This window comes from Roseibium sp. (assembly GCF_039982295.1).
Taxonomy (GTDB): domain Bacteria; phylum Pseudomonadota; class Alphaproteobacteria; order Rhizobiales; family Stappiaceae; genus Roseibium.
In genome coordinates, this window is the sequence record NZ_JBDWYP010000003.1 from 157,252 (window position 1) to 181,218 (window position 23,967).

At 55.7% G+C, this 23,967-nt stretch carries 23 protein-coding genes; 10 read left to right on the plus strand and 13 right to left on the minus strand.

What is annotated here, in order from left to right:
• Positions 1 to 4 precede the first annotated feature (4 nt).
• Genes fgd through cofD form a run of 4 tightly spaced genes read right to left on the minus strand, consistent with a single transcriptional unit; the run spans position 5 to position 5,056 of the window.
• Positions 5 to 1,009 (minus strand): glucose-6-phosphate dehydrogenase (coenzyme-F420), encoded by a 1,005-nt coding sequence (gene fgd / locus ABJZ52_RS00845; RefSeq protein ID WP_348186652.1) that lies wholly within the window; start codon positions 1,007 to 1,009, stop codon positions 5 to 7.
• A 32-nt stretch (positions 1,010 to 1,041) separates the two neighbouring features.
• On the minus strand, positions 1,042 to 3,423 hold the full coding sequence (cofH, locus tag ABJZ52_RS00850) for a 5-amino-6-(D-ribitylamino)uracil--L-tyrosine 4-hydroxyphenyl transferase CofH (RefSeq protein WP_348186650.1): 2,382 nt from the start codon (positions 3,421 to 3,423) through the stop codon (positions 1,042 to 1,044).
• Positions 3,420 to 4,088 (minus strand): 2-phospho-L-lactate guanylyltransferase, encoded by a 669-nt coding sequence (gene cofC / locus ABJZ52_RS00855; RefSeq protein ID WP_348186648.1) that lies wholly within the window; start codon positions 4,086 to 4,088, stop codon positions 3,420 to 3,422. The genes cofH and cofC overlap by 4 nt, the downstream gene beginning before the upstream one ends.
• Entirely contained in the window at positions 4,085 to 5,056 is a 972-nt protein-coding gene (gene cofD / locus ABJZ52_RS00860) for a 2-phospho-L-lactate transferase (protein WP_348186646.1), read from the minus strand. The genes cofC and cofD overlap by 4 nt, the downstream gene beginning before the upstream one ends.
• Positions 5,057 to 5,273: 217 nt before the next feature.
• On the opposite strand from cofD, the gene ABJZ52_RS00865 reads away from it, so the two are divergent.
• Positions 5,274 to 6,341 (plus strand): TIGR03842 family LLM class F420-dependent oxidoreductase, encoded by a 1,068-nt coding sequence (locus ABJZ52_RS00865; protein WP_348186644.1) that lies wholly within the window; start codon positions 5,274 to 5,276, stop codon positions 6,339 to 6,341.
• 119 nt (positions 6,342 to 6,460) lie between these two features.
• Here ABJZ52_RS00865 and ABJZ52_RS00870 read toward each other — a convergent pair whose 3' ends face one another.
• The 6 genes from ABJZ52_RS00870 to ABJZ52_RS00895 are packed head-to-tail and all read right to left on the minus strand — an operon-like array spanning position 6,461 to position 12,407.
• The gene (locus ABJZ52_RS00870) at positions 6,461 to 6,733 is read right to left on the minus strand and encodes an amphi-Trp domain-containing protein (protein WP_348186642.1); all 273 of its coding nucleotides are present in this window, start codon (positions 6,731 to 6,733) and stop codon (positions 6,461 to 6,463) included.
• The gene (locus ABJZ52_RS00875) at positions 6,720 to 8,084 is read right to left on the minus strand and encodes a metallophosphoesterase (RefSeq protein WP_348186640.1); all 1,365 of its coding nucleotides are present in this window, start codon (positions 8,082 to 8,084) and stop codon (positions 6,720 to 6,722) included. The genes ABJZ52_RS00870 and ABJZ52_RS00875 overlap by 14 nt, the downstream gene beginning before the upstream one ends.
• A gap of 16 nt (positions 8,085 to 8,100) precedes the next feature.
• Positions 8,101 to 8,802, minus strand: coding sequence for a histidine phosphatase family protein (locus ABJZ52_RS00880; RefSeq protein WP_348186638.1), 702 nt, complete (start codon positions 8,800 to 8,802; stop codon positions 8,101 to 8,103).
• Positions 8,799 to 9,899, minus strand: a complete 1,101-nt coding sequence (locus ABJZ52_RS00885; RefSeq protein ID WP_348186636.1) for an HprK-related kinase B — start codon at positions 9,897 to 9,899, stop codon at positions 8,799 to 8,801. The genes ABJZ52_RS00880 and ABJZ52_RS00885 overlap by 4 nt, the downstream gene beginning before the upstream one ends.
• Positions 9,896 to 10,786 carry a GAK system ATP-grasp enzyme gene (locus ABJZ52_RS00890; protein ID WP_348186634.1) on the minus strand — a complete coding sequence of 297 codons (891 nt, stop codon included), beginning with the start codon at positions 10,784 to 10,786 and terminating at the stop codon, positions 9,896 to 9,898. Before ABJZ52_RS00890 ends, ABJZ52_RS00885 begins: the two co-directional genes overlap by 4 nt.
• Positions 10,779 to 12,407 (minus strand): phosphotransferase, encoded by a 1,629-nt coding sequence (locus tag ABJZ52_RS00895; protein ID WP_348186632.1) that lies wholly within the window; start codon positions 12,405 to 12,407, stop codon positions 10,779 to 10,781. Before ABJZ52_RS00895 ends, ABJZ52_RS00890 begins: the two co-directional genes overlap by 8 nt.
• A 294-nt stretch (positions 12,408 to 12,701) precedes the next feature.
• Between ABJZ52_RS00895 and ABJZ52_RS00900 the strand changes: the two genes are divergently transcribed.
• On the plus strand, positions 12,702 to 13,889 hold the full coding sequence (locus tag ABJZ52_RS00900; RefSeq protein ID WP_348186630.1) for a GAK system CofD-like protein: 1,188 nt from the start codon (positions 12,702 to 12,704) through the stop codon (positions 13,887 to 13,889).
• 132 nt (positions 13,890 to 14,021) lie between these two features.
• On the opposite strand, the gene ABJZ52_RS00905 is transcribed toward ABJZ52_RS00900, so the two are convergent.
• Both ABJZ52_RS00905 and ABJZ52_RS00910 read right to left on the minus strand, forming a co-directional pair.
• Complete coding sequence (locus tag ABJZ52_RS00905; RefSeq protein ID WP_348186628.1) at positions 14,022 to 14,696, minus strand: GntR family transcriptional regulator; 675 nt, start codon at positions 14,694 to 14,696, stop codon at positions 14,022 to 14,024.
• Positions 14,689 to 15,720: a Gfo/Idh/MocA family oxidoreductase gene (locus tag ABJZ52_RS00910; RefSeq protein WP_348186626.1), complete on the minus strand. Its 1,032-nt coding sequence runs from the start codon at positions 15,718 to 15,720 to the stop codon at positions 14,689 to 14,691. Before ABJZ52_RS00910 ends, ABJZ52_RS00905 begins: the two co-directional genes overlap by 8 nt.
• A 156-nt stretch (positions 15,721 to 15,876) precedes the next feature.
• Here ABJZ52_RS00910 and ABJZ52_RS00915 point away from each other — a divergent pair, with 156 nt between their 5' ends.
• The 8 genes from ABJZ52_RS00915 to ABJZ52_RS00950 all read left to right on the plus strand — a co-directional run bounded on the left by ABJZ52_RS00915 (position 15,877) and on the right by ABJZ52_RS00950 (position 22,899).
• Positions 15,877 to 16,887 carry a TRAP transporter substrate-binding protein gene (locus ABJZ52_RS00915; RefSeq protein ID WP_348186624.1) on the plus strand — a complete coding sequence of 337 codons (1,011 nt, stop codon included), beginning with the start codon at positions 15,877 to 15,879 and terminating at the stop codon, positions 16,885 to 16,887.
• Positions 16,888 to 16,952: 65 nt separating this feature from the next.
• A complete protein-coding gene (locus ABJZ52_RS00920) occupies positions 16,953 to 17,483 on the plus strand; it encodes a TRAP transporter small permease (RefSeq protein ID WP_348186622.1) in 531 nt (176 codons plus the stop codon).
• The gene (locus ABJZ52_RS00925) at positions 17,480 to 18,763 is read left to right on the plus strand and encodes a TRAP transporter large permease (RefSeq protein ID WP_348186620.1); all 1,284 of its coding nucleotides are present in this window, start codon (positions 17,480 to 17,482) and stop codon (positions 18,761 to 18,763) included. Before ABJZ52_RS00920 ends, ABJZ52_RS00925 begins: the two co-directional genes overlap by 4 nt.
• Before the next feature lie 15 nt (positions 18,764 to 18,778).
• The gene (locus ABJZ52_RS00930; RefSeq protein ID WP_348186618.1) at positions 18,779 to 19,069 is read left to right on the plus strand and encodes a putative quinol monooxygenase; all 291 of its coding nucleotides are present in this window, start codon (positions 18,779 to 18,781) and stop codon (positions 19,067 to 19,069) included.
• Entirely contained in the window at positions 19,066 to 19,863 is a 798-nt protein-coding gene (locus tag ABJZ52_RS00935; RefSeq protein ID WP_348186616.1) for an N-acyl homoserine lactonase family protein, read from the plus strand. The genes ABJZ52_RS00930 and ABJZ52_RS00935 overlap by 4 nt, the downstream gene beginning before the upstream one ends.
• Positions 19,863 to 21,095 carry a 3-oxo-tetronate kinase gene (gene otnK, locus ABJZ52_RS00940; protein WP_348186614.1) on the plus strand — a complete coding sequence of 411 codons (1,233 nt, stop codon included), beginning with the start codon at positions 19,863 to 19,865 and terminating at the stop codon, positions 21,093 to 21,095. The genes ABJZ52_RS00935 and otnK overlap by 1 nt, the downstream gene beginning before the upstream one ends.
• The gene (gene otnC / locus ABJZ52_RS00945; RefSeq protein ID WP_348186612.1) at positions 21,092 to 21,742 is read left to right on the plus strand and encodes a 3-oxo-tetronate 4-phosphate decarboxylase; all 651 of its coding nucleotides are present in this window, start codon (positions 21,092 to 21,094) and stop codon (positions 21,740 to 21,742) included. The genes otnK and otnC overlap by 4 nt, the downstream gene beginning before the upstream one ends.
• Before the next feature lie 62 nt (positions 21,743 to 21,804).
• Positions 21,805 to 22,899 carry an isocitrate/isopropylmalate family dehydrogenase gene (locus ABJZ52_RS00950; RefSeq protein WP_348186610.1) on the plus strand — a complete coding sequence of 365 codons (1,095 nt, stop codon included), beginning with the start codon at positions 21,805 to 21,807 and terminating at the stop codon, positions 22,897 to 22,899.
• 57 nt (positions 22,900 to 22,956) lie between these two features.
• Here the strand turns inward: ABJZ52_RS00950 and ABJZ52_RS00955 are convergent, their stop codons facing one another.
• Positions 22,957 to 23,964, minus strand: coding sequence for a LacI family DNA-binding transcriptional regulator (locus tag ABJZ52_RS00955; RefSeq protein ID WP_348186608.1), 1,008 nt, complete (start codon positions 23,962 to 23,964; stop codon positions 22,957 to 22,959).
• Positions 23,965 to 23,967 lie beyond the last annotated feature (3 nt).

Sequence of the window (23,967 nt, forward strand, 5' to 3'; positions counted from 1 at the left end):
GCTGTTAGCCGTAAGCGTTCCGCAGTCGGGGCAGGACGTCTGCCGCAAATTGCTTCAGGAAGCGCGTCTGATCTGGCCCTGGAGCATGAAAGACGAAATGGTTGAAACCGAGATCGACGTAGGGCTTCAATCGCTCAACAACTTCGTCGGCATCTGCCGTTACAATCCAGCGACTCGCGGTTTGATCGGATGAGAGGCTGTCGGCCAGCTTTTCCATTTCCAGAGGATCTTCCACGGTCATCTTCTGTTCCTGAGTCAAAGCCAGAGCACCCCAGAAACGAGTGTCTTCCTTGGCGCGATCCAGATCGGTATCGAAAGACAGTTTCACTTCAATCATGCGGTCGACATCTGACGCTTGTCGTTCTTGTTGGGTAATCCCCGCTTCCAGGTTCGGAATGAGCGTTTCTGAGTATAGTGCTGGAGCCTTGCCAGAGGTGCAGATGAAGCCATCGCCGAAACGGCCAGCATATTTTGCGATCATTGGACCGGCTGCGGCAACATAGATCGGCACCGGGTTTTCCGGTCTGTCATAAATCGTTGCGCTCTCGGTCTTGTAGTAGTCTCCCTCGAAGCTTACCCGCTCTTCGGTCCATAGCTTGCGGATCAGCCGAACGGCTTCGCGCAGCCGGGCAAAGCGTTCCTTCCGTTCCGGCCACTCACAGCCAATGGCAGGAACCTCGTTAAGACCTTCGCCGGTTCCTATGCCAAGGATAATGCGGTCGGGAAACATCGAGCCCAACGTGCCAAAGCTCTGGGCAATCATCGACGGATGATGGCGGAAGGTCGGGGTCAGAACCGAGGTGCCCAGTGCGATGCGGCTGGTTCTTGCTCCGACTGCTCCAAGCCAGACGAGAGCGTGCGGGGCGTGGCCGCCCGTGTGCCGCCAAGGCTGAAAATGATCGGAAATAAAGGCACTGTCCAAGCCGACTTCCTCGGCCAGGATTGCAAACTCCATCAATTCGTGGGGCCGAAACTGTTCGGCGGAAGCCTTGTATCCAATGCGCAGCATTGCGATCCCTTTGCTGTAATCGTTTTGTCTGGTCAGGCGTTCAAGCGGTTGCGTTGCTTGCGTGCCTTGAATGGGGTGTTGGTCATGTCCTGAAGCGGCGCGGCTTGCATCGCGCGTTGCCGACGCTCCTCTGATACATGGCCATATACGGTTGAGCGCTGAAATGGTTTGCGGCCGACTGAATGAATCAGGTCCTCCATCTGCCATGGGGCAAATTCTTGCCCATGAACGGCGCCGGCTGCACGCGTGATACTCTCGTTCATCAAGGTGCCGCCCATATCATCTGCGCCAGAGTTTAGGCAGACGGCAGCGCCTTCTGGCCCCATTTTGACCCATGAGACCTGAATGTGATCGATTGCACCGTACAGTGCGATGCGGGCAATGGCATGCATTAAGACCGCCTCCCGCCAGGTGGGGCCTTTTCTGGACTGACCGCGCAGGTAGATTGGCGCCTCCAGCGCAACGAACGGGAGCGGGACGAATTCTGTGAAGCCGCCGTGATCGAGTTGATGAGCGCGAAGACGCAGAAGGTGTCTCGCCCAGTGTTTCGGCTGTTCGATGTGGCCATACATGATTGTCGAAGTGCTCTTCAGGCCAATTGAATGAGCCGCACTCATGACCTGGAACCATTGATCCGTCGTGATTTTGTCCGGCGCAATCTTTATTCGAACTTCATCATCGAGGATTTCGGCGGCTGTTCCGGGCAAGGACGAAAGTCCAGCCTCCTTCAGTTTCATAAGATAGTCTGTAAGCGACAGATTTAGAGTTGCCGCACCTTGCCAGATTTCCAAAGGCGAGAAAGCGTGGATATGAATATCTGGAGCAGCTTGTTTCGCATGCCGCAAAAGGTCCAGGTAGGTTTTACCCGTGTAGCCAGGATGGATGCCTCCCTGCAGGCAGATTTCGGTTCCGCCTCGGGCCCATGCTTCCGCAACACGCCTTGAAAACTCTTCCATATCGAGATCGTAAGCTGGACCTCGGAGTTCTTCATGCGTCTTGCCCTTTGAAAATGCACAGAAGGTGCATCCGTAAGTGCAGACATTCGTATAGTTGATGTTCCGGGTCACGACGTAGTGCACGCGGTCGCCATTTGTCGCTTGGCGCAGCTGATCTGCATGCACACAGACTGCGTGGAAACTGTCACCGCGCGCAGAAAACAACCGGACAATCTGCTCTTCAGTCAAGATTGTTCCGGGCGCGAGGTTCAGTATCGCCTGGATTTCGGGATCGACGCTGCCGCCTTTGCGAACCTCTGGCAGTTTTTGATGCGAACCTGGCGTCCATGAACCTTCAAAAGCGAGTCCGTCGCCATCTGATCCCCTCAGGACGGATCTAGCCATTAGGGGCGCGATCCAATCATCAGCCCGGTGGATGAAGGCAGGATAGACCGTCAAGCGCGGGGCCAGTGTTTTACCCTCGCTTGCAGTGATCTTGGCGAGTTTCTCGACGCTCGGCCAGGGGGCCTCGGGATTGACGTGGTCGATGGTGACGGGTGAGACGCCACCCCAATCATTTATACCGGCCTGAAGAAGTTCCTCACCAGTGCCGGCCGCGAGATTGGGTGGAGCCTGGATGCTGATTTCCATCGGCAAGATGAGGCGTGCCACTGCGATCGCCCACTGATGTTCGATTGGGTCGGCTGGCGGGAATGCGCGCATCTTGGTGTCTGGCTTGGGCAGGAAGTTTTGTATGATGACTTCTTGAATGTGCCCAAATTTCGAGTGTGTATCCCGAATGGCCAGAAGAGCCTCGACGGTTTCCTGCCGCGTTTCGCCGATCCCGATCAGCAGGCCAGTGGTGAAAGGAACCCGCGCTTTTCCTGCAGCTTCAAGGGCGGCAAGTCTTGCTGCTGGTTCCTTGTCAGGGCTGCCGAAATGAGGGCCGCCGCGCGCTGACAGGCGCTGTGAGGTCGTTTCAAGCATCATGCCCATGGATGCTGCTGTCGGTCTGAGTTTTTCGAATTCTGCAGTCGTCAGCGTACCCGGATTGAGGTGAGGCAAAAGGTTGGTCTGGTCTCTGACGAGGCCGGCCACGTAGGCCAGGTAGTCAACAGTGGTTTCAAAGCCGAGCTCGTCGAGAGCTTCCCTTGCCGACCGGTAACGCAGCTCCGGTTTCTCTCCCAGCGTGAACAATGCTTCCTGACAACCGGCCTTTTCTCCCTTCCTGGCGAGATCAAGCACTTCCTCAGGCGACAGAAAAACCTTCTGTCCTGCTTTCAACGGTTTGGCGAAGGTGCAGTAGTGGCAGACATCCCGGCAGGCCATCGTCAGCGGAATAAAAACTTTGGGCGAGTAGGTTACGAGGGACCCAAATGCCGCGTCACGCCTGGTACGGGCGCGATGCATGAGGCTTTGGATGTCCGTTTCCGCAATCAATGCCTCAAGGTCCAGATCATCGTGGAGCGAGTGAATCATGACACCTCCTTGAGAGGCCAAAGGCTGCTGAGGCAGAAGGCTTCGAGTACCTGCTTGGTATGCTGACCTGGTTCATACTGCCAAATTCTGCCAATGTCGGATGGATTGTCGAGATCAGCGCTCACACGAGCGCTTTTGAAGGTTGTAGCCTCATACCCCAGATCCTTGGACAGGCTCAAATGACGTTGATAGCTTGCTGCGCCAAACGCATAGGGGAAATCTGTTTGAGAACCTGTCAGGAGCATGTTCGTGCCATCCCCTTCGTGGTCAGGAGATAGAATGATCTGTGTTGGCGTGCGGTGTGCCTCAACAAGCCCCTCGATATCACTCGCTTTAAGTGCGGGTAGGTCGGCAGGGATAATGATGAGGTTGATGGCGCCAAGCTGTTTTTGTAGCGCGACCCTGGCGGTTGTCAGGGCACTGTTCAGGTCCTGTGTTTGATCCTGGATGACGCGGGCACCAATCGATCTCGCGATCTCGGCAGCAACAGGATCCTTTGTCACAACGGCTATGCCGTCCAGGCCTTTTGCGAGCGCTGTGGCGGCGAGCGTGTCTCGAAACATTGCCTGCGCGAGTTGTGCACGCTGGTTTGGTGTCAAAACACTTGAAAGCCGCGACTTGGCGTCTGCGAAAGGTTTTACTGGAATGAGTGCCCAGATCGTCACGGCGCATGCTCGCTTTGAAGGCGTTGGGCGAAATCCAACGCAGCGCGTGCAAGTCGACGCTTGGCAGTCATATCGACCATCATGGTGTCTGCGAGCGCTACGGGGAGGCCGCCGCCGATCGCCTGGAAATCTGATGCATCGTCGGAATCTCGCTCATCGATCAAATAGCCATCATAAATATCAGCATGTGCCGCTGCTGCAGTCGAAGCCTTCACGGGGAAACCAAAGCCTCGCATCATCGATGCCGTCGGGCCTTTGATCGCTTCGCCGCCGACGACCGGGGTGACGCCAATTACAGGCGCGGGACTATCGATGAGTGCCTGACGAAGCCCTGGCACAGCCAGAATAGGATCGATGGAGAGGTAGGGGTTGGAGGGGCATACGATGATTGCAGCAAGTTTGGGGTCGCCCAGAGCGCTCGCGACTTCTGCCGTCATGCTTGCCTCGCTGGCACCTCTGAAAACCACTTCTTCGACAGTTGGCTCAGTCTTCTTTGCGACAAACCAGTCGTGAAAGTCGTAGGTTCCGTCTGAGCATCGAAGTTGAGTCGATACGGTCGTGTCCGACATGGGCAAAAGCTGGCATTCCAGACCAAATGACTTTGCCAAGTCGATGGTGATTTCGGTCAGCCTGTCCCCACGGGCGAGCCGCATGGTCCGAAGCAGATTGGTGCCGAGGTCCTTGTCTCCGATGTTGAACCAGATATCTTCGCCGAGCTCGCGCAATGAGTTCATCGCGTTCCAACTCTCGTCTTTGCGTCCCCAGCCGCGCTCAAGATCGGCTCGACCGGAAAGGGTGTAGAGCTGAGTGTCGATGTCGGGCGTGACAAACAGGCCGTAGTGCGCTGAATCATCGCCGGTGTTGATGATCACCGTCAGGTCCTGCGGATTCATTTCAGCTGCCAGGCCCTGCGAGAGCTTTGCGCCGCCGACGCCGCCGGAAAGCGCTATGATTTTATCTTTGGTCACGCACGACACCTGTTTTCCATAGACGCATCTTCCGCAGCCAGCATGAATTGGATGCTTTTAGATGCCAGTCGTCCCCTTGCCACGCAGCGCCTTGGCTGATGAGAGTGGCCCTTGAGAATTGCCTCATTTTTAGCTTTGATCAAGGAGTTGGCAAAAATTTTTTATCAAATGGTCAAAAATAGTTGACGGCGACGCCAGTTCACTGGAGATTTCCACCATGACAATCGCGTTGCAGGTAGCGGTGCCGGCAGCGAAAACCGAGGGGAAAACCGCGATGGAATTCGGAATTTGCTTCAAGGGCTTTGTGGAGGCCGACCGTGCAAAAGCACTGGTGCGGCAGGCCGAGAACGCTGGCTTCACTTACTGCTGGTTCTACGATAGCCACATTCTCTGGCGTGACAGCTATGTCGCGATAGCCATGTGTATGGAGCACACAGAGCACATGCGCTTTGGTCCCTGTGTGACCAATCCCAACAGCCGTGACTGGTCAGTCGCCGCCAGCCTTTTCGGTTCGCTTGCCAAACAATCCGGCGACCGGTTCGACATTGGCATCGGCCGGGGCGACAGCGCCGTGCGCGTGATGGGTAAAAAGCCTGCGACGCTCAAGCGGGTCGAAGAATTTACCGATGTGATGCGCAAGCTGATCAAAGGTGAGGAGGCGCAATACGGCGAATGTCCCGAGCCTGTGCAATTCCCATGGGCAGTTGGTCATGAGCCCCCGATGTGGATTGCTGCATATGGCCCCAAGGCTCTGGCGACAGCCGGACGCGTTGGTGATGGCCTCATTTTGCAGATCGCTGAGCCTGGTATCTGCAAGTGGCTTGGGGATCAGGCCAAGAAGGCGGGAGAAGAGGCAGGACGCGACATGTCCGGTTATCGCATCATGGCGGCGGCGCCGGCGTATACTGGAGATATCGAACATGCCAGAGAGAAGGTGAAATGGTTCCCGGCAATGGTCGGCAATCATGTGGCCGACATTGTCGAAAAGTACGGTTCGGATTCAGATCTGGTGCCGGCGAGCCTGACCTCCTACATCGAAAAACGCCGGGGCTATGATTATTCTAAGCACGGCCAAAGCGATAACCCGTTCCTGGACTTCATTACCGATGATATTGTTGACGCGTTCACCGTTCTCGGCACTGCGGATCAACATATCGCGAAGCTGAAAGAGCTTGAGAAAGCGGGTGTGACCCAGTTCAATATCTATCTCGACAGCGGCGATGAAGAGAAAATCATTGCGGATTATGCGGAGAAGATCATTCCGGGCTTTCAAGAAGCATCGTAAGCGAAAGCAGCTCTAAGGGATCTGGCGGCGGCGCTGGCTGTTTGACGTAGCCTCGCCCGCTGTCAGGTTCAAAGTGTGACAACCGCACTTGTGTGGTGCGCGTTTGTCAAAGTCGATTTTCAGGACTTCACTTTCAGCTTTCCCGCATCTTTCAGGTCGGTGTTTTCGTTGGTCCAGGATATGCGGATGTCCATCCGACACCGCGCTTCATCCTTGGATGCGGTGACCTTCAAATTGAGCAAACCGTCAGGATTCAGCGTGATTTCACCGGTGTCATCGCTGAAATGCAGCTCACCCTTCGCGATCCCCCGGTTGATCGCAGTGATCAGCGATTGAATGGTTTTTCGGTCCTGAATGGACTCGTGCTTAAATCTGTCCTTACGTTCCATCATGCTGGAGCGCCGCCTTTGTCATGTGGATCTCGGGAGTGAGCACTTTCGCATATGGAAAGTCATTGCTGAAGCCGACAATGTTTCCATTTGGCAGGATTATGGTCGCCCCTGTGCCAATGCCCTTGAGGCCTTCAAGCTTTCTCGAATTTCTGTCCAGCGTGATATCCGCTTCGATGTGCAGCAAACCTTTCATCGTCTTCAGTCGTTGCCCGCGTTCGCGATTGACGTGACCATGGACGAGGATCTTGATGCCGGAGCGATGAAGCCGTTCGACGCCGTTTGATGACAGCTGTTTGTCAACCGCCCGGTATTTGGTTCGCATGATGTTGGCGACTGTGCCGGAGTAGAAGGTGAAAGGGTCTTGGTAGACCTGTTCTCGGAAAAGTCTGTTGATGTGGCTCACACCATTCTCATCGATCTCGGCGCAGATACGATCGTCCAGTCCGGCGTGCGCAAAGAGAACGGATCCGCTTTTGTAGATCGCGCGCATCCGGGCGTAGAACCAGGCATAGAAGCCATCAGGCTCCAGAAACAATTCTCTGCATTTCATCGCGGCGGCGTACAGCATGCGCATATCCAACCCGGCGCTCAGGCTTGCTTCCTCAAAAGTCGCAATTTTTTTCTTCAGCCGACGAAGCTCTTTTTGAATAGCTGCTTCGCCGAGGTGCCCTGCCGCAGCTTCAGGAAAATATCTTTGCCAGGTTTCGCTCGGAAAAATCCGAGCACGGCAAGTCTCAAGGTCAGGCGCACTCTCCAGCGCGTTTGTCGGCGCGACGTGTTTGTCGTAGACTTCACGCAGGAGAGGCAGCACTTTGTTGCCCATACGGATGAACATATGTTCGGTCAGGGGGGATCGTTCGCTCGTCAAGGCGCGAACGCCCAGCAAGAGCCGCAAGTCATGATTGCCTGCAAGCAACTTGATGCGAACCCCTGTTTCAATCAGTTTTTTCAGGCTGTTGAGCAGGTCCAGATTGCTTGGTCCTTTGTCGAGACAGTCACCTCCAATGACGAGGACGCATGAGCGTCCGAAGTCTGTCAGCTCAAAGTCATCCACGTTGTGTTCATGGCCCTGAACAACGCCAGCCGCGACCAAAGACCTGACGAGGCTTTCGGCATCGGCATGAAGGTCAGAGATGAAGACAACCGGCCGCTTGGGCCATTTCCATTGCCCATACGCATCTGATCTCCTCAGACTTTTAAGGATTTTGGCGGTCTGATCGGGCGTCGATCCTCCGGAGTGGGGCATGTCCAACGGCCAGGGGACACAGCGTTCAGGAACGCCGAGCGAAGCTGCTCGTGCCCCGAATATGGTCGGCAGGAGGTCCCGGTCATGTGTGGGGGCAGGCTTCATGGTGGCCTGCGTTCCTTCAGTCTGTGGCTGGTTCATCGGGATACCGGTTCTTCCATTCGCCATGTACCTGGCGCCATGACATCTTGTCGTTGGCCTCCAGCACAATGGGTCTCGCGTGGTGCATGCTTAGTTGTGCAATGTCGTCAAATTCGATCACCCCAAGACGATGGGCGGCGTGCCGGAAAGAGGCGCCATGTCCAACGAAGATTTTCGCCACAGTCGCTGCGCTCTCCTGCAGCAGTGTCATCTGGGACACGAGGTAGTCGGTTACTCTCTGCCCTGCTTCCTGCAGGGATTCGGCGCCTTGGAACGGCAGCTTGTAGTCGCTGCGAGATTTCCAGCCGTATGGCAGAGGCTTGTGGCGCGGATCTGCTGCGATGACTGCCTCAATCTCTTCAATGGTCAGGTTTGCCAAGGCTCCAACGCTCCGCTCCGCAAGTCCCTCACTCTCCTCAACGACCGCTGGGAGATTGAGTTCCGATTTAAGGCTCTGGGCCAGGGTTTCGGCTGTTTGCCAGGCGCGAAGTTGGCGCGAGCAAGAAATGACAGGCGAGAGTTTCCAGTTCCCGGTTTTGCAAAGAGCAGCGATTTCTACGCCGGCAGCATGGGCTTGCGACTTTCCCTTTTCCGTCAACGGGAATGGTTGAAGCGCGCTTGGGGTTTCCGGGCGCTGCTCGTAGTCACCGTGACGGACCAGGATTGCCAGGCGTCTCGTCATGCCCGGGCACCAAGGATTTTTTCGCCATATCGAAAGAGGGCGTCAAAATCGATTTGGCCTGAGACTTCCTGCACCTCAACGCCTTTCAAGGCTTCAAGATAGGCTTCTGGTTCAAGCGGGCTGTCGTCTTGCCAAAAGCTGCCATTCGGCCGTTGGTAGAAAGGCCCCGGGCTTTTCATGATGGCTGCCAGCAAGTCTGGTCTATCTTCGATTTTCACCTCGCGGACATTCGTGGGCTCGGTAGCTTCACGGGACCAATTCAACACCCAAAAGTGCGTAAGGGAGGCGGCGTGCCTGATGCGTCCTGGGCCGAAGAGCTCGCCGACCATCAGGTCGTTTTTTTCCTCCAGTGTCCAAAGCTCTTCGTCGGAGAGTGCTTCCAATTCGCGCTGTCTAGCGGCCGAAAGCATGCCCCGAAGCCGTGGGTTGTGCAGAATGGTCCCGGGATTGATCCGTGGTAACTTGGGAATGCCGAGCGCATCGGAGTGTGGCGTGTTGCTCCTCACGAGCAAACGGTCGTTTGTGACATAGTGAGTGCCGTCCAACTCCATGAGCTTGAGCATGGTTGTGGACTTGCCGCCGCCCGACAGGCCCGCAATTGCAAGCGTTCGCTCGCCGCGACTGACCGCGGCCGCGTGGCAGCCGACCCAGCCTAGCTGTTGGAAGTGATTCAAAATCTGAGTGTTTACAAAATTGATGACCTGGTTCGGATAGGCCTTGCAGGGGCCGAATGCGATCTTCCAGTCTGTTGACTGCAGAAATGCCATGCCGGTGCGTATTTTTCGGACAAGCCGCGCGTCCGGCAGATCTGAAACTGCATCCTTTCGACCAGTCTTGCCGGGCTCTCTGGCCCAATCAGACCAAGCGACGTCGAACGGAAGATCCAGACCATCGAGAACATGAACAGTTAGGGTTGGTTCCTCGCCCGGGATTACGGCATGCAGGAAATACTGCCGCAACTCTGCAAGCACTGGCTCAGAATTGGAGCGGATTTCGACGATGACGCTTCCCACTTTCAGATGAATGGGAGAATGCGTGGAGCATCGGTCTTGGGGTTGCAGAGCGTCGATCACATCTTGGCTGCTTGGTTCGCTCATGACCTGACCTTCCTAAGTGCATGGTCAGCATAAAGTCCTGCAGCCTCTATTCCAGCACCCTCAAGTGCGCCTTTGAAACCGCCGAATGCCGATACTTCGAAGACAATCGGTCCTTCAGGCGTCAGAGCGACGTCAACCGTTGTGAAATCCAGACCAAACGGCTCCTGTGCCTTGTGGGCCAGTGCTATCAGTTCATCATCTGGTGAGTAAGATGCGTATTTGCCTCCACTCTCGATCGTTGTGTTCCAGGCTTTCGACTGCGAGACGCGGGCGTAGGTTCCAAGGTATTCACCAGCCAGAAAGACCATGCCCAGATCCTGGCCGGACAGATCCATCTTTTGCTGGATGTACATAACGGGGTGCGCCTCGGAAAAGGCGGCAATGTCTTTTCGGACAACATCTTCGCCAGCGCTTGCTTCAAGGATGCACATACCGCGGGCCTTCGTCGAAAACAGCGGCTTGAAGACGGCACTTCCAAAGCGGTTCACCGCTGCGAATGCCGCCTCCCGGTCTTCCGTTACGCAGGTAGGGGGCATCGGAATGCCTGCATTTGAAAGTGTGACTGTGCAGCTTAGCCGGTCGACGAGGCGTATGATGTTCTCTGCGCCGCTGAAGACTTTGACGCCACGGTTTTCCGCAACGCGGAGCATTTCGAGCCGGTCAAGCGTATGGGGGCTGTACTCCTCGCTGATCTTCTTAACGATCAAGCCATCCAGCTTACAGAGATCGACACCTTTGAACCAGAGAGACGAGGTTGTCAGGTCGAGGCTGACCTGAGCCATGTCAATGACCAGCCGGAAACCGGTGCGAGCTTCTACTGCATCAGCCAGTGTCTCCGTTGACCACTTTCCGGGTATGCCGATCACTCCGATACGAGGCTCAGTCAACGAAGATCTCCTTCACAGGTAGTTTGAATTTGTGTTCTTGGCCGGTTTTACAAGCGAGCGCGCGTTCGATCAGATATCGGGACCTGAGGAACATTTTGCGTGCCTGAGACTTGTCGAAGATGAAGCGTGTGGAGCTGGCAAAGGAGCGCCCGAGGCCCAACGCCAGGCGGTAATCAAACGTCTCATCCTTCTGCTTGCGAGCGAAGCGACGGGCAATTTGATAGAAGTCACACGAGATCTTCATGATCCGCCGGCGGGCGGGCGCGTCGAGCACTTGCAAACGATAGTTTGAGACCATGAAGACCGATACATCTTGCACATAGTCCATGTAGCGAGAGCGATGCAGGTCAATGAAATTTATACGGTTTTCACCGGGGTCATAGATAATGTTGTCGATGTTGAAGTCGCCGTGAATGTAGACTGAAAACGGAGCCGCGACAGCGGCTTCGCGTTCTCTTGCGCTTTCGATGAGATCCTCAAATGCAGGACTCTCGAAACCTGCCAGGTTGCTCCGTGTGCTGCGGAATTCCGGGTGCACGCGGTAGACCTCGTCAAGGCGCTTTGAAAGCTGCTGCATGCTGCCGAGTTCGGCAAACTCGTCAGTCTTCGTCTGGCGCCAGACATCCTTCAACGTCGTGCCAAGCTGCTTGAGGGCTTTTGCGCAAAGGTCGTCCGGTTCGTTCAGAACGATCTGTTCGAACGTCAATCCGGGCAGGTGTTCAATCAGCAGTGCTGCGGACTGATTGCGCTTCTCGTAGGACAGGATCTTGGGAGCGAGGCCAGGATAAAGCGAGTTCCAGCTTTTTACCCCAGCGCGTTCTTCCTTGACCTTGCGTTTTTCTCCGTCCTTGAAGACAGCGGCAACGTTGTGCGAGTTGCTATCGGTGATCGCCGATATCGCGCTTCCCGATCGCGTTTCCGCGATGGCCTCAATGTGGTAATCGCCGTTCGTTTCGAAGTCGGCCATAAGTCCCTGGAGGGCAAAGTACCGCTCGAAATTTACAGCCTGGCCGATGTTGATTGAAATAAGCGCTTCACTGATCGTCTGGAGAGACGTCCCCATGCGCTGGATTTCACTGGCCACCAACAAACTGTGTGCCAGATCCGCGGTATGCTTCGTGGCGCGCATCTCATTGGTGTAGAGCTTGAAAAGCTTGTGGTAGTCGTTGGCAACCTTGCGGTTCAGCTGGCCAATTTGCACTGCACGGGCGCTGTCATTGTTTGAAAGTGCTGCTTCGATTTTTGCGACGCCTGCGCGGACGCGCTGAACAATCGGAGGATAGCGTTCGGGAACCAAAATCTCGAAATGCTCGATACGTTCGGCGTGACGCAAACATTGGCGGGTGAGGTTGGCCAAACGCAGAAGGTCGGTGGCGATAAATTCAAGGCTCCGCGATGCAATCTGATTGCGCTCGGTTTTCCCGGTATTTGCCAAACGCCGTATGCAGGCGCTGTGGATCCGTGTCGTCAGATTATGCGCGTAGCCGGCCCGGTCGAAAATACGCCGCGCAGTTGCCGCAGACGGGATACAGAAAAATGCTTCCAGCTGCTGAAGCTGTCCGTCGATTTCAGCGCAAAGGAAGTGAAGGTTCTCCTGGATCGACTTTGGCAGGCTAGTCATCAATGACCCCGAGGCATGTTGGAAGGCTCCCACTATCCCTTGCAGTCAACAGTTTTGTGACAGAGACGGGGGGCACTGCCTGGCGTCCTGTAGACTTGCGGGGACAGTGTCGGGCTGCCATCTCTCAGGCAGCGGCAGAGATTTCTCATCGCGAAGATTATTAGCGCGCGGCGTTGCCCGTATTGAGGTAAGCAAATCTTGCATTCGCAATCGATACCGTTTTGGTTGTGAGCAAAGGAGCGGCGCTCAATTGGGTTATTCCGTCTCTCACATTGTTTAGGGTATTTGTCTCCAGTGCACGAGCTAGTGATCCGTCGAAGCGTTTCTTTCCCCGACCCGTTGCGTGTTGGGCGCTACAAGAACAATCCTGATTTCGGTCCGCGGCTCCTGTTTTTCAGCGGTGGGACGGCCCTCAATGGCATCTCACGTGCGCTGAAATCCTACACTTTCAATTCGATACATCTTGTTACGCCGTTCGATTCCGGCGGTAGTTCACAAGCATTGCGCAAAGCCTTCGACATGCCGGCAATTGGCGATCTGCGAAGCCGCTTGATGGCTCTTGCGGACGAGAGTGTCCTCGGTCATCCAGAGGTGTTCAAGCTCTTCACGCATCGGTTCAAGAAGAGCGTTGGCAAGCGGACGCTTGCCTCTGAACTCGAGACGATGGTCGCGGGAACCCATCCGCTTGTCAAAGCGATCGAGCGACCGATGCGCACGCTGATCATGCATCAGCTTGGGGTGTTCCAGACGTCCAGACCGCCTCGCTTCGATTTGCGGGGCGCCAGTATCGGTAACCTCATTCTCGCCGGTGGTTACCTGAACCAGCAGAAAGAGCTCGAACCGATCATTTTTCTTGTTTCGAAACTTGTCGGGGTCCAGGGCGTCGTTCGGGCTATCGTTGATGGCAATTTGCATCTGGGGGCGGATCTTGAAGATGGTCGTTCGGTCATTGGCCAGCATTTGCTGACCGGAAAGGAGGCAGCTCCGATAGACGTGCCGATTGCGAATTTATTCTTGAGTAAGTCGCCGCTTGAGCGCTCTCCGGTATCAGCAAAATTGAGCAAGCGGAACAAGAAGCTGATCACGTCGGCTGATCTGATTTGCTATCCGCCGGGCAGCTTCTATTCCAGCGTCTTGGCAAATCTCCTGCCTGAGGGAGTTGGCAGAGCGATTGCTAGCCGCAATGTGCCCAAGGTCTTTGTGCCAAGCCTTGGAGACGACCCAGAGGCTGTGGGCTTGTCAGTAGCGCAGAAAGTTCAAATTTTGTTGCGGTATCTCAAGAAAGATGCGGGAAGCGACGCCTTGAACGATCAGCTGCTTAATCTGGTCCTGCTTGATGCGAGCGACGATACAAATGCCCGTGATCTCGAGGACCTTGCCAGGCTTGGCATTCCGGCTGTTGCCCTTGACCTCGTGAGCCAGCCTTCAGCGCCATATTACGATCCGCATCAGGTTTGCGAGGCGCTTCTTTCCCTGACTTGACCAATTGCGTTGACTGAAGAAGTCGGCATACGGGGCAAGTCCAATCGAGTCGGCAGTCCAGCCGCTTTTCAACTGACATACACTGCACAGGGCTGTCAGCTGCTCCTCGTCTTGTTTCACACATGGGTAAAATCAGATGTGTTGGAGGCGGTGCTTTTTCAGCAGTTCAATCAAAACCTCGCGCGCGTGTTGGCGGTGAGACCGATGCCGATTATGCGCTGTTTTCGCATCACCGCGGCGAATGGCATCATAGACAGCTCTATGGTCCTCGTTCGATTTGAGAGGCGCGGGCCTGATGTGAAGCGTAATCGCACGCGCTCTACGAACCTGATTGCTCATCATGGCGACAATGCCCAGAATTCTCGAGTTGCCGCCGAGACGAACAAGTTCACTGTGAAATGTCTCGTCGGCGAGGGCCCAAGCCTCGAGATTTCCATTGCTCAGCGCAGTCTCCATATCATCAATTGACTTGGCAAGGACGGCCAGTTCCTCATCGTTGTAAGAGGCACCAGCTGCTTCTGCCGCAGCGAGGCTCTCCAGTTCTGTGAGGACGGCGTATATCTCTTCCATGTCCTTGAGCGAAAGAGACGAAATTCGGACGCCCTTCCGTGGTCTGACCTCAAGAAGTCCCTGTTGCGCCAAAAGAAGCGTTGCCTCGCGGACCGGTGTGCGGGACATCCCCAAACGATCAGCCAGTTCACTCTCGAGATGATCGGAGCCGGCAGGTAATTCACCGTCGAATATCAGCTGGCGAATATGCTCTACGGCCTGAGCCGTGATGGATTTTTGCTTCAAAGCGTCAGCCAAAATCGAGTCCTCGGATCTTTTGTTCTTTTTGATCGGATTCGTATATAGACTGTTCTATAGCGATTACTTTGAGATAGTCACGTGCTTCGTTTTCTAGCGGTGTGCCATCGAGCACGCCGTCTACGACATGCTGCATCAGCGCACGTACGCAGTCCCCACCAAAACCCTGCCAGTCTCGCGCATGCAGAAGGATGTCTTCTTCGAGCGCCCCGAAGTGCCGCAATGCCACCTGACCCTCGCCAGACAGACTAAGGGTTCCTTTTGTGCCTTCTATGAGAGCTTCGCCGAGCGTGGTTCTACAGTTTTCTGCTGCGTGATCGAGAAGTCGATTGCCGTCAAAAAGTGCCCGGACTCCGTTCGCATAGTCGAAAATGAAATAGCCTGCATCTTCTCCTGCGATCACCGGGTTCATACGGCGAAGGTCGGCATAGACAGCGTCCGGCTCGCCGAGCAGAAAGCGGAATGTGTCTATCCAATGCACGCCGGTTTCATGAATGAGGAGCTTCGGCATCGTCTGGAAATAAGGTTGGCGCTCAAGGTAAGCGCGTGGGCCCTGGCCATCTCCTGTCCGCAGACGAAATGTGATCTGCTGAAGCTCTCCGACAAGCTCGTTTTCAAGCGCCTGCTTGATGCAGCGGTACCACGGCTGAAATCTGAAATTCTCGTGGATCACCAAATTGGTGCCCGCTTCTTGAGCGATGGCGGTCGCTCGCTTGGCTTCGTCGAACGACTGGCAAAATGGCTTTTGACAAATGACCGTTTTGACGCCGGCCTTTATCGCTGCCTCGATAGCTGCAAGGTGGGAGGGGGGCGGCGTGATGATGTCGAGGAGGTCAGGCTTTGTCATGCGCAGCATTTGCTCGAGATTTGTGAAGGCGGCAAGGCCGGTCGCTTTCGCTTTCTCCTTGTTGCGGTCACAGGCGCCAACGAGATGTGCACGCTTGATCCGTTGCCAACCTTCATAGTGGAAGCCCGCGAAGTAGCCGGCCCCGAGGCAAGCCACTCTGATCTTATTCGTGCTCATAGTTTCTCCTCCACCCCGGCAATGACCGTCTCATAACAGATATTGGATTCGGAGTAGTCGACATTCAATTCGTTGACAAGGGATTGTATTGCGTATACGCAAATCAATGTGCAATTTGTTCTGGCTCGTCCTGCGAGCCTTGGGAGGAGAAAATTCATGTTTGGAAAACAGAGTCTTGGTCGCCTGACCATGAGTGCACTCATGCTGTCTGTCTGCATGGGAGCAGCTCATGCTGCGGAGGTGCTGCGCTTCAGCCATACTGATAATCCGGGTGGTTCGCGTCAGGCTGCGGCAGAGGTTTTTGCGGAAAAAGTGGCCGAATACACGGATGGACGCTACGAAGTTAAGATCTTTCCGTCCGGCCAGCTTGCCAACGATCCGAAAGCGATTGAGTTGCTTCAACTGGGCGGTGTTGATTTCACGGTCTCTGCGACCGGCAGCTATGCAACGCACCTGCCGAGCCTGAACCTGACAGCCATGCCGTTCCTTGTGGATACCTATGAGCAGGGCTGGGAGCTTTATGACAACTCCGAATGGCTGCAGGGTGAGTTCGCCAAGCTTCCGGAAAAAGGGTTCCGCGTTCTGTCTACCTGGGAAGCTGGCTTCCGCAGCTTCACGACGAATGAGCCGCTGACCTCTCCGACGGATGCGGAAAGCATGAAGATGCGTGTGTTCCCGAATGACATGATCCGCTGGACCATGGAGGAAATCGGGTTCCAGACGGTCGTTATGCCCATCACGGATGTTTACCTCGCAATTCAGCAGGGCATCGTGAATGGTCAGGAAAACCCGGTCGATACGATCCGCTCGCTCCGCTTTTACGAGGTCGCGCCGAACATCACGCTGACTCGCCACGTCTACAGTCCGCTGCCACTGACTATTGCCGAGAAAACCTGGCAGTCGTTCTCAGATGCAGACAAGGAAGCTGTCTTGAAAGCGGCTGCAGAGTCTGCAGCGTTCAGCCGCGACCTTGTGAAAAACTCGGTGGATCGTCAGCTTGATGAAATGACCGAAGAAGGCGCAACGGTCAGCGTACCTGAGATTGGTCCATTCCGGGACGCGGTACAGCCCGTCTATGCCAAGGCAAAGGATGTCTACGGCGATGACGCGGTCAACAAGATCCTCGCGGATGCTGCTGCTATCCGCGATGCGATGCCTGCGAAATAATAATCCTTCCATCTAAACTGCCGGGGCGCTTGCGCTCCGGCTCCTTTCCTGGAGAGGGTCCGGACTTGGACTATCGCAATCACTATCCGGCCGTCTTGCGATGGCTCAGCACTCTGATCGATGTGTGTCTGGCTCTTGGCGGCTTTGCCATCGTAGCACTTGTTTTCTGCAATGCTTCGCTACGCGGTTTTGCAGGTTTCGATCTGGCCTGGTCGCTTGAGGTGACAAGTTTTCTCCTGCTTTGGAGTACATTCATTGGCTGCGCTGCAGCAGTTGCGCGCGGAGCGCATATGCGCGTCACGGAAATCGCCGAAGGTTTGTTTCCCAAGACAGGGCAGCGGATCTTGTCGATTGTGATCGATGTGATCATTGTTGTGCTTCTGCTGAGCCTGATTTGGACCGGCTATAGCATTTCAGCCCACACATGGGCGCAGAAAACCACTGTGCTCTACTGGCCAGTTGGATTGCTGTATGCGTCGATGCCTGTGGGTATGGCGTTTACGCTCATCTTTCATCTCTACAACCTCTATTTTGACATCCGCAATCCGGTGTTGCCGCACAGTGCGCATTCCGATGGCGGCGAGGCGGTGCAATGATCCTTCTTTTTGTCGTGGCTGTCTTCCTGACGACGGTTTTTCTGGGTGTGCCGCTCGTTTGGGCCATTCTGATCACTGCGGTTCTGCCGATCATCGTGTTCGACCTGGGATATCCGCTTCAGGCGCTGTTCCTCAATTTTATTGGTGGTGTGGAGCCCAATCACTTCCTGGCCATTCCGTTGTTCATTGTGGCTGGGGAAATGATGAGCCGAGGCGGCGTTGGCCTTCGCATCATCGGCTTTGCGCGGGCGGCCTTCGGCTTCATGGCCGGTGGCCTTGGAATGGTCGTCGTTGGGGCGTCGATGATTTTCGGCGGTATCTCCGGCTCGGCCATCGCCGACTCGGCGGCCATTGGATCCGTGATGATCAAGAACATGTCGCGCGAAGGCTACAACACTGCCTTTGCCGCCGGACTTGTTGCGGCTGCCGGTACGATCGGCATCATCATCCCGCCCTCGATCCCCATGCTGATCTATGGTTTTGTCGGCAACGTTTCGGTCGCGGATCTCTTCCTCGGTGGCATGGTCCCGGGCATCATCTTTGGCGCCTTTTTCATGGGTGTCTGCTACTATGTTGGCAAATCGACGAATTGCGATCCGGGCGGTCGCCGGACGTCGCTTCAGGAGTTGACATCTTCCTTCATTGGCACGGCCCCGGCGCTTTTCATGCCGGTCCTTATTCTCGGCGGGATTTTCACGGGCTGGGTTACGCCGACCGAAGCCGCTGCTCTCGCAGTCGTTTACGGTCTGTTCGTGACAACGGTTGTTTATCGTGACTTCAACGTCCGTGATCTTCCGCGGCTTTTGATCGACTCGTTTGTGACCAGTTCGGTGGTGATGGTCGTGATCGGTGCGACGACGGTTCTTGGCTGGTTGATCACGCTAGAGCAGATGCCGCAGATCCTCGTTGGCTTCGTTCAAGAAATGTCATCCGGTCCCTGGATGTTCTTGCTCTTGGTCAATATCGTTCTGCTTGTGCTGGGCCTCGTGCTTGATCCGGTCCCGGCGATCCTGCTAACGGCTCCTCTCTTCCTCCCGACAGCACAAGCCTTCGGTGTCGATCCAGTTCACCTGGGTGTCATCATGACCTGTAATGTGGCTGTTGGTCTGTTTACGCCGCCTGTCGGGGCAACGCTCTATGTCGCCTCTCGTATCTCCGGCGTTGGAGTGCTTGCCATCGCGCGCAAGATGGCCCCGCTATACATTGCTGCCATCGCGGCCCTTCTCCTGGTTACATACGTTCCGATCGTAACCATGGGGATGGTGTATCTGTTCAGGTAGGAAGGAGAGGCTTCGGTGTTTGCCGTAACAGTCACATTCAAGATTAAGGAGGGGCAGATGTCAGGTTTTCTCCCTCTGATCGAAAACAACGCTCGCCTGTCGCTGGAACGTGAGAGGGGCTGTCATCGGTTTGATGTCTGCACAGATCCTGGACGTGCGGACGAAGTATTCCTCTACGAGGTCTATTCGGATCAGGCCGCTTTCGACTTGCATCTGAGGAGTGACCATTTTCTGTCATTCGACAAGGAGATTTCGGAGATGATTGCGAGCAAGTCTGTTGCGACGTTCGAAAGGGTCGTGCCGTGAGCAACAATTGGGAAGTCTTCGCGATTAAATACGCAGACAGGAACGCCAGGACACGCGCCGACAGTTTTCTCTTTGATGACAATCACGACGCGCCCCATGCAATGGATTATTTCATCTGGGTCTTGCGCCGAGGCGACGAGGTGCTGCTTGTCGACACAGGCTATGACGATGAGGAAGCAGACCGCAGATCGCGGCCGATCCGGTTGAACCCCGTTGAGGCGTTGATGCCGCTCGGGATAGATCCGCTAAGCGTGTCAACGATCATTGTTACGCATCTGCACTACGACCATGCTGGCGGTATCAGACACTTCCCAAATGCAGTGCTGCATCTGCAAGCCGCGGAGATGGCCTTTGCCACCGGTCCGTGCATGTGTCACGGGTTGCTGAAAGCCCCCTTCACAGCGGAGCATGTCTGCGAAGCGATCCATCGTCTTTATTCCGGCCGCATGATCTTCCACGACGGCGACGGAGAAGTTGCGGAGGGTGTCACAGTTCATCGCATTGGCGGACACAGTCGCGGGTTGCAGGCCGTTCGCGTGCGGACCGACGCCGGCTGGCTTTGTCTCGCTTCGGATGCCGCGCACTACTACGAGAATGTTCTCGACCTAAAGCCATTTCCGATTGTCGTGGATCTCGAAGACATGATGAACGGCTTTCAGACACTGAGGCGCCTGGCGAGCTCGAAGGACTTGATTATTCCTGGTCATGATCCGCTTGTGCGTGAGTTTTTTCCGTCTCATGGGCCCGAGCACATCATTCGTCTTGATCAAGGACCTACAAGGACGCTGGTGTAATGAAGATTGGCGTTGTTGCAGATGATTTTACCGGTGCATCGGATATCGCGCTGACGCTTGCTGAAGGCGGCATGCCGACGGTTCAATATGTTGGTGTCCCCAAGCAGGCGGCTGGCCCTGATGTCCAAGCTGGTGTTGTCGCTCTCAAAAGCCGTACGGTGCCAGTGAATGAGGCGATAAGCCAATCACTGGAAGCTTGTGACTGGTTGCTGGAGCAGGGGGCGGAGCAAATCATCTTCAAGGTTTGCTCCACCTTTGACTCCACCGATGCAGGGAACATCGGACAGGTTACCGAAGCGCTGGCCGAAAGGCTGGGAGAAGACAGGGTTGTGGTTTGCCCGGCTTTTCCGGAAAACGGCCGCTCGATCTATCAGGGGCACCTCTTCGTCAAGGATCAACTCCTGAGCGAAAGCGGCATGCAGAATCATCCGCTTACGCCGATGACGGACCCTGATTTACGACGCGTTCTCGCCCGTCAGACACAATGGCCGGTCGGACATATCCCGCTATCGACGGTGATGAGCGGAGTCGAGAGCGTCGCAGAAGCGATCACAGGTGACCAAAGGTCTATGCTGATCGCCGACGCTGTTCGTGATGAAGATCTGGTAATACTCGGGCGTGCATTGAAGGGCCGGCGGCTCATGACAGCCGGTTCCGGACTTGCATTGGGGCTGCCGGCAAACTTTGGCATTGAGCCCTCGGACACTCCGTGGGTCGGTTCGTCCGGCGCGGGCGTTGTGCTGTCAGGCTCGTGCTCCATTGCCACGCGCGAACAGGTCGCAAACTATCGGCTATTTGCTCCGGCACAAGAACTCGACGCCGATGAGGTTGTGGCCGGAAACTACTCTTTGCAGGCTCTTGTCGAATGGGTGCTGAAGCAGGAGGCGCCGCCGCTGCTCTTCTCCTCGGCAGATCCGGACGTCGTGAGGGCAGCGCAAGCCAAACATGGCCGTCAGGCTGTTGCCTCAGCGATTGAGGACCTCTTTGCAAATCTCGCAGCAGCGCTGTCTCAGTCAGGTGTGCGGCGCATTGTTGTCGCCGGCGGTGAAACATCGGGGGCCGTTGTTTCGGGGCTTGGTGTTTCCGGTCTTGAAATCGGCCCTCGGATCGCAGCGGGCGTTCCTGCGCTCAAGGTTGTTGGCCAACCTATCTCTTTGGCCTTGAAATCCGGCAATTTCGGTGGCCCGGATTTCTTTAAGGAGGCATTGGAGTGCCTGGGGAGCGCGACTTGAGCGAGATCTCCAGTGCGCGCGAAAAGATCGCTCTTTATGCAAAATCGCTTTTCGACCGAGGGCTGACACCAGGCTCCTCCGGGAACATATCCATGCGACTGAGCGACGGAAGTTTTCTGGTGACACCAACCGGGTCTTCCATGGGATTTCTGGATCCAGGGCGTATCAGTCATCTCGGCAGCTCGATGGAGTTGATCTCGGGGGATGCGCCGACCAAGGAAATTCCGCTTCATTCAGCGTTCTACGATACGCGGCATGGGACGGGTGCAGTTGTGCATTTGCATTCGACGCATTCGGTTGCCTTGTCGTTGATGCCGGATGTCGATCCGGACAACGTGCTGCCGCCACTGACGGCCTACGGCATCATGAAGCTGGGCAAGGTCAAGCTCTTGCCCTTCTTCATGCCGGGTGACGACGCTATGGGCGAGGCGGTTCGAGGTCTCGCTGGAAAAAGGGCGGCCGTGTTGCTGGCCAACCATGGGCCCGTTGTGGCGGGAAAGGACCTGGAAGCGGCTGTCTATGCGATGGAAGAGCTTGAAGAAACTGCAAAACTTGCCGTGCTTCTTCGTGGAATTGAGGCCAATGGCATGGGCCAGGCGGATGTCGAAAGGCTCGTGAAGCGTTTCGACATTCAATGGGACGATTGATTTGATGATTGGCCGATCGTCTGCATGTGCAGCGAGCCGCCGCAGTGTTGGGAATATATAGTATGTCCGAGGAAGTCAGAATTGCCCTCATCAAGGGAGATGGTATCGGCGTTGATGTCGCCGATGCCGCCATGGCCATCGTCGACACTGCAGTTGCGCGCACCAGCAACGCCAAGGTGACCTACGAAGAAATACAGGCCGGTGCTGGTTACTTTAGCGAATATGGTGTGGATATCGAACCTGACGGCGAGATCAAAGCTGGCGAAGCGGATGCAATCTTTTTGGGTGCGATTGGTCTGCCGTCCATTCGTCATTCGGATGGTACTGAAATCTCGCCGCATTTGCGCCTGAGGGATCGGTTCGGCCTTTATGCTGGTGTTCGGCCTGTCAAAGCCTATCCAAATGCACCGCAACGCCTTGCAGACCCACGGGCATCGGCCATCGACCTCATTGTGTTGCGCGAGTCCACAGAGGGGCTTTTTTATTCGGCTGCGGCCCATAGCAGAAGCCTGGTCGTCAATGATGACGAGGTTCAGGATGTTCTGCGCATCACGCGCCCAACGACCGAGAAGCTGCATCATTTCGGCTTCAAGCTCGCGCGCAAGCGTAAAGAGCGGGGCAAGGCGGGCAAATTGACCTGTGTCGACAAGGCAAACGTATTTACGTCCATGGCATTTTTCAGAAAGATCTTTGACGAGATTGCGCCGCTCTACGCAGATGTGGAGACGGGCTACAACTACGTCGATGCGCAAGCGCTTGATCTCATTCGCAAGCCTTGGGAATTCGACGTGCTTGTCATGGAGAACATGTTTGGCGACATCCTATCTGACCTGGCTGGTGGGCTGGTCGGCGGCATGGGCATGGCTGCTTGTGCAGAGATTGGCGACGACACAGGTCTTTTCCAGCCAGCTCACGGCAGTGCGCCGGATATCATGGGTCAAAACAAGGCAAACCCGCTGGCGGCGATCCTCAGTGGCGGGCTGATGCTTGATTATCTTTCGGAAAAGCTCGAGCGACCGGAATTGGCAGATGCTGCGGGTCTTATCGAAAGTGCCGTCGACAAGGGCTTTACGGAAAATCTCCTGCGCCCGATGGAGTTTGGCGGTGATATGGGGACGAAGGAAGTCACGCGGCAGGTGATCGACCTGATCCACTGAGGGCGTTTGGCAGGATGAAAGCCTGGACGCTGCCGTCGCACGGTGTTTGCGCTTTCCCTAGGTGGAGCGCAGACAAAGGTCGAGGGAACATATGTGTTCTTGTGGCGGAAGTTCCGGCGTCTCGATACGTTGGATGAGAAGATCAATCGCATTCCTGGCAAGCTCTTCCCGGCTTTGTCGGATGGTCGTCAGCGAATAGGCTTTCCACCCGGCCTGCGGAATATCGTCAAAGCCTATAAGTCGCATATCCCCGGGTACCTTTATGCTGTGCTCATGGCGCAGGCCATCCAGCAGGCCAAGTGCCATATAGTCGGCCACGCAAAAAATACCGTCGATCTCGTTTGATTTCGCGGCGACGAGATTTGCAGCAGCCAAGCCTGATTCATAGTCCTGAAGGCCGCAAGCGATCCTCTCAAGCGGGATTTCCTGTCCACGGCATCTGTCTTCGAAAGTGCCGGCGCGACCGGCAATCGTGTAGGATGGCGTCTGGGGTAATACGAGCGCGAGCTTGCGGCAGCCAATTGAATGCAGATGGTCAAAGGCCATTCGGCCGCCGTGTTCAAAATCACACTGGACACGGTCAACCGGAGCTCCGGGATCCTGTTTGTTGATCGTGACTAGCGGAACACCATGACGCTGACACTCGACGCAAATCTGCTCAGGTGGCGTATCCGACGTAACGATCACGCCCGCAACGCTATACTGCAGCAGTGCCCCTATCATTTCCGAGACATTCGCCGTTGCTTCACCGCGCAGCAAAATGGGCTTGAACCCACGTTCGCGGAGCAATTTTGACAGACAGTCAATCTGTTCTGCGCGAAATGGATTGTCCATATCGGCAGCGACCAGACCGACCAGGTCAGAGCGCTGCGTATGCAGGGACCTGGCGAGTGCATTCACCCGGTATCCCAGTTCCATCGCAGCCTTCAGGACCTTGGTGCGTGTTTCTTCCGATACGCTCGCGCCGTCGGTAAAAGTGCGCGAGACGGCGGACCGGGAGACACCGGCGCGCTCAGCCACATCATGCGAGTTGACTTTCTTTCGAGGTGTGTCTGCGTCCATCATCAA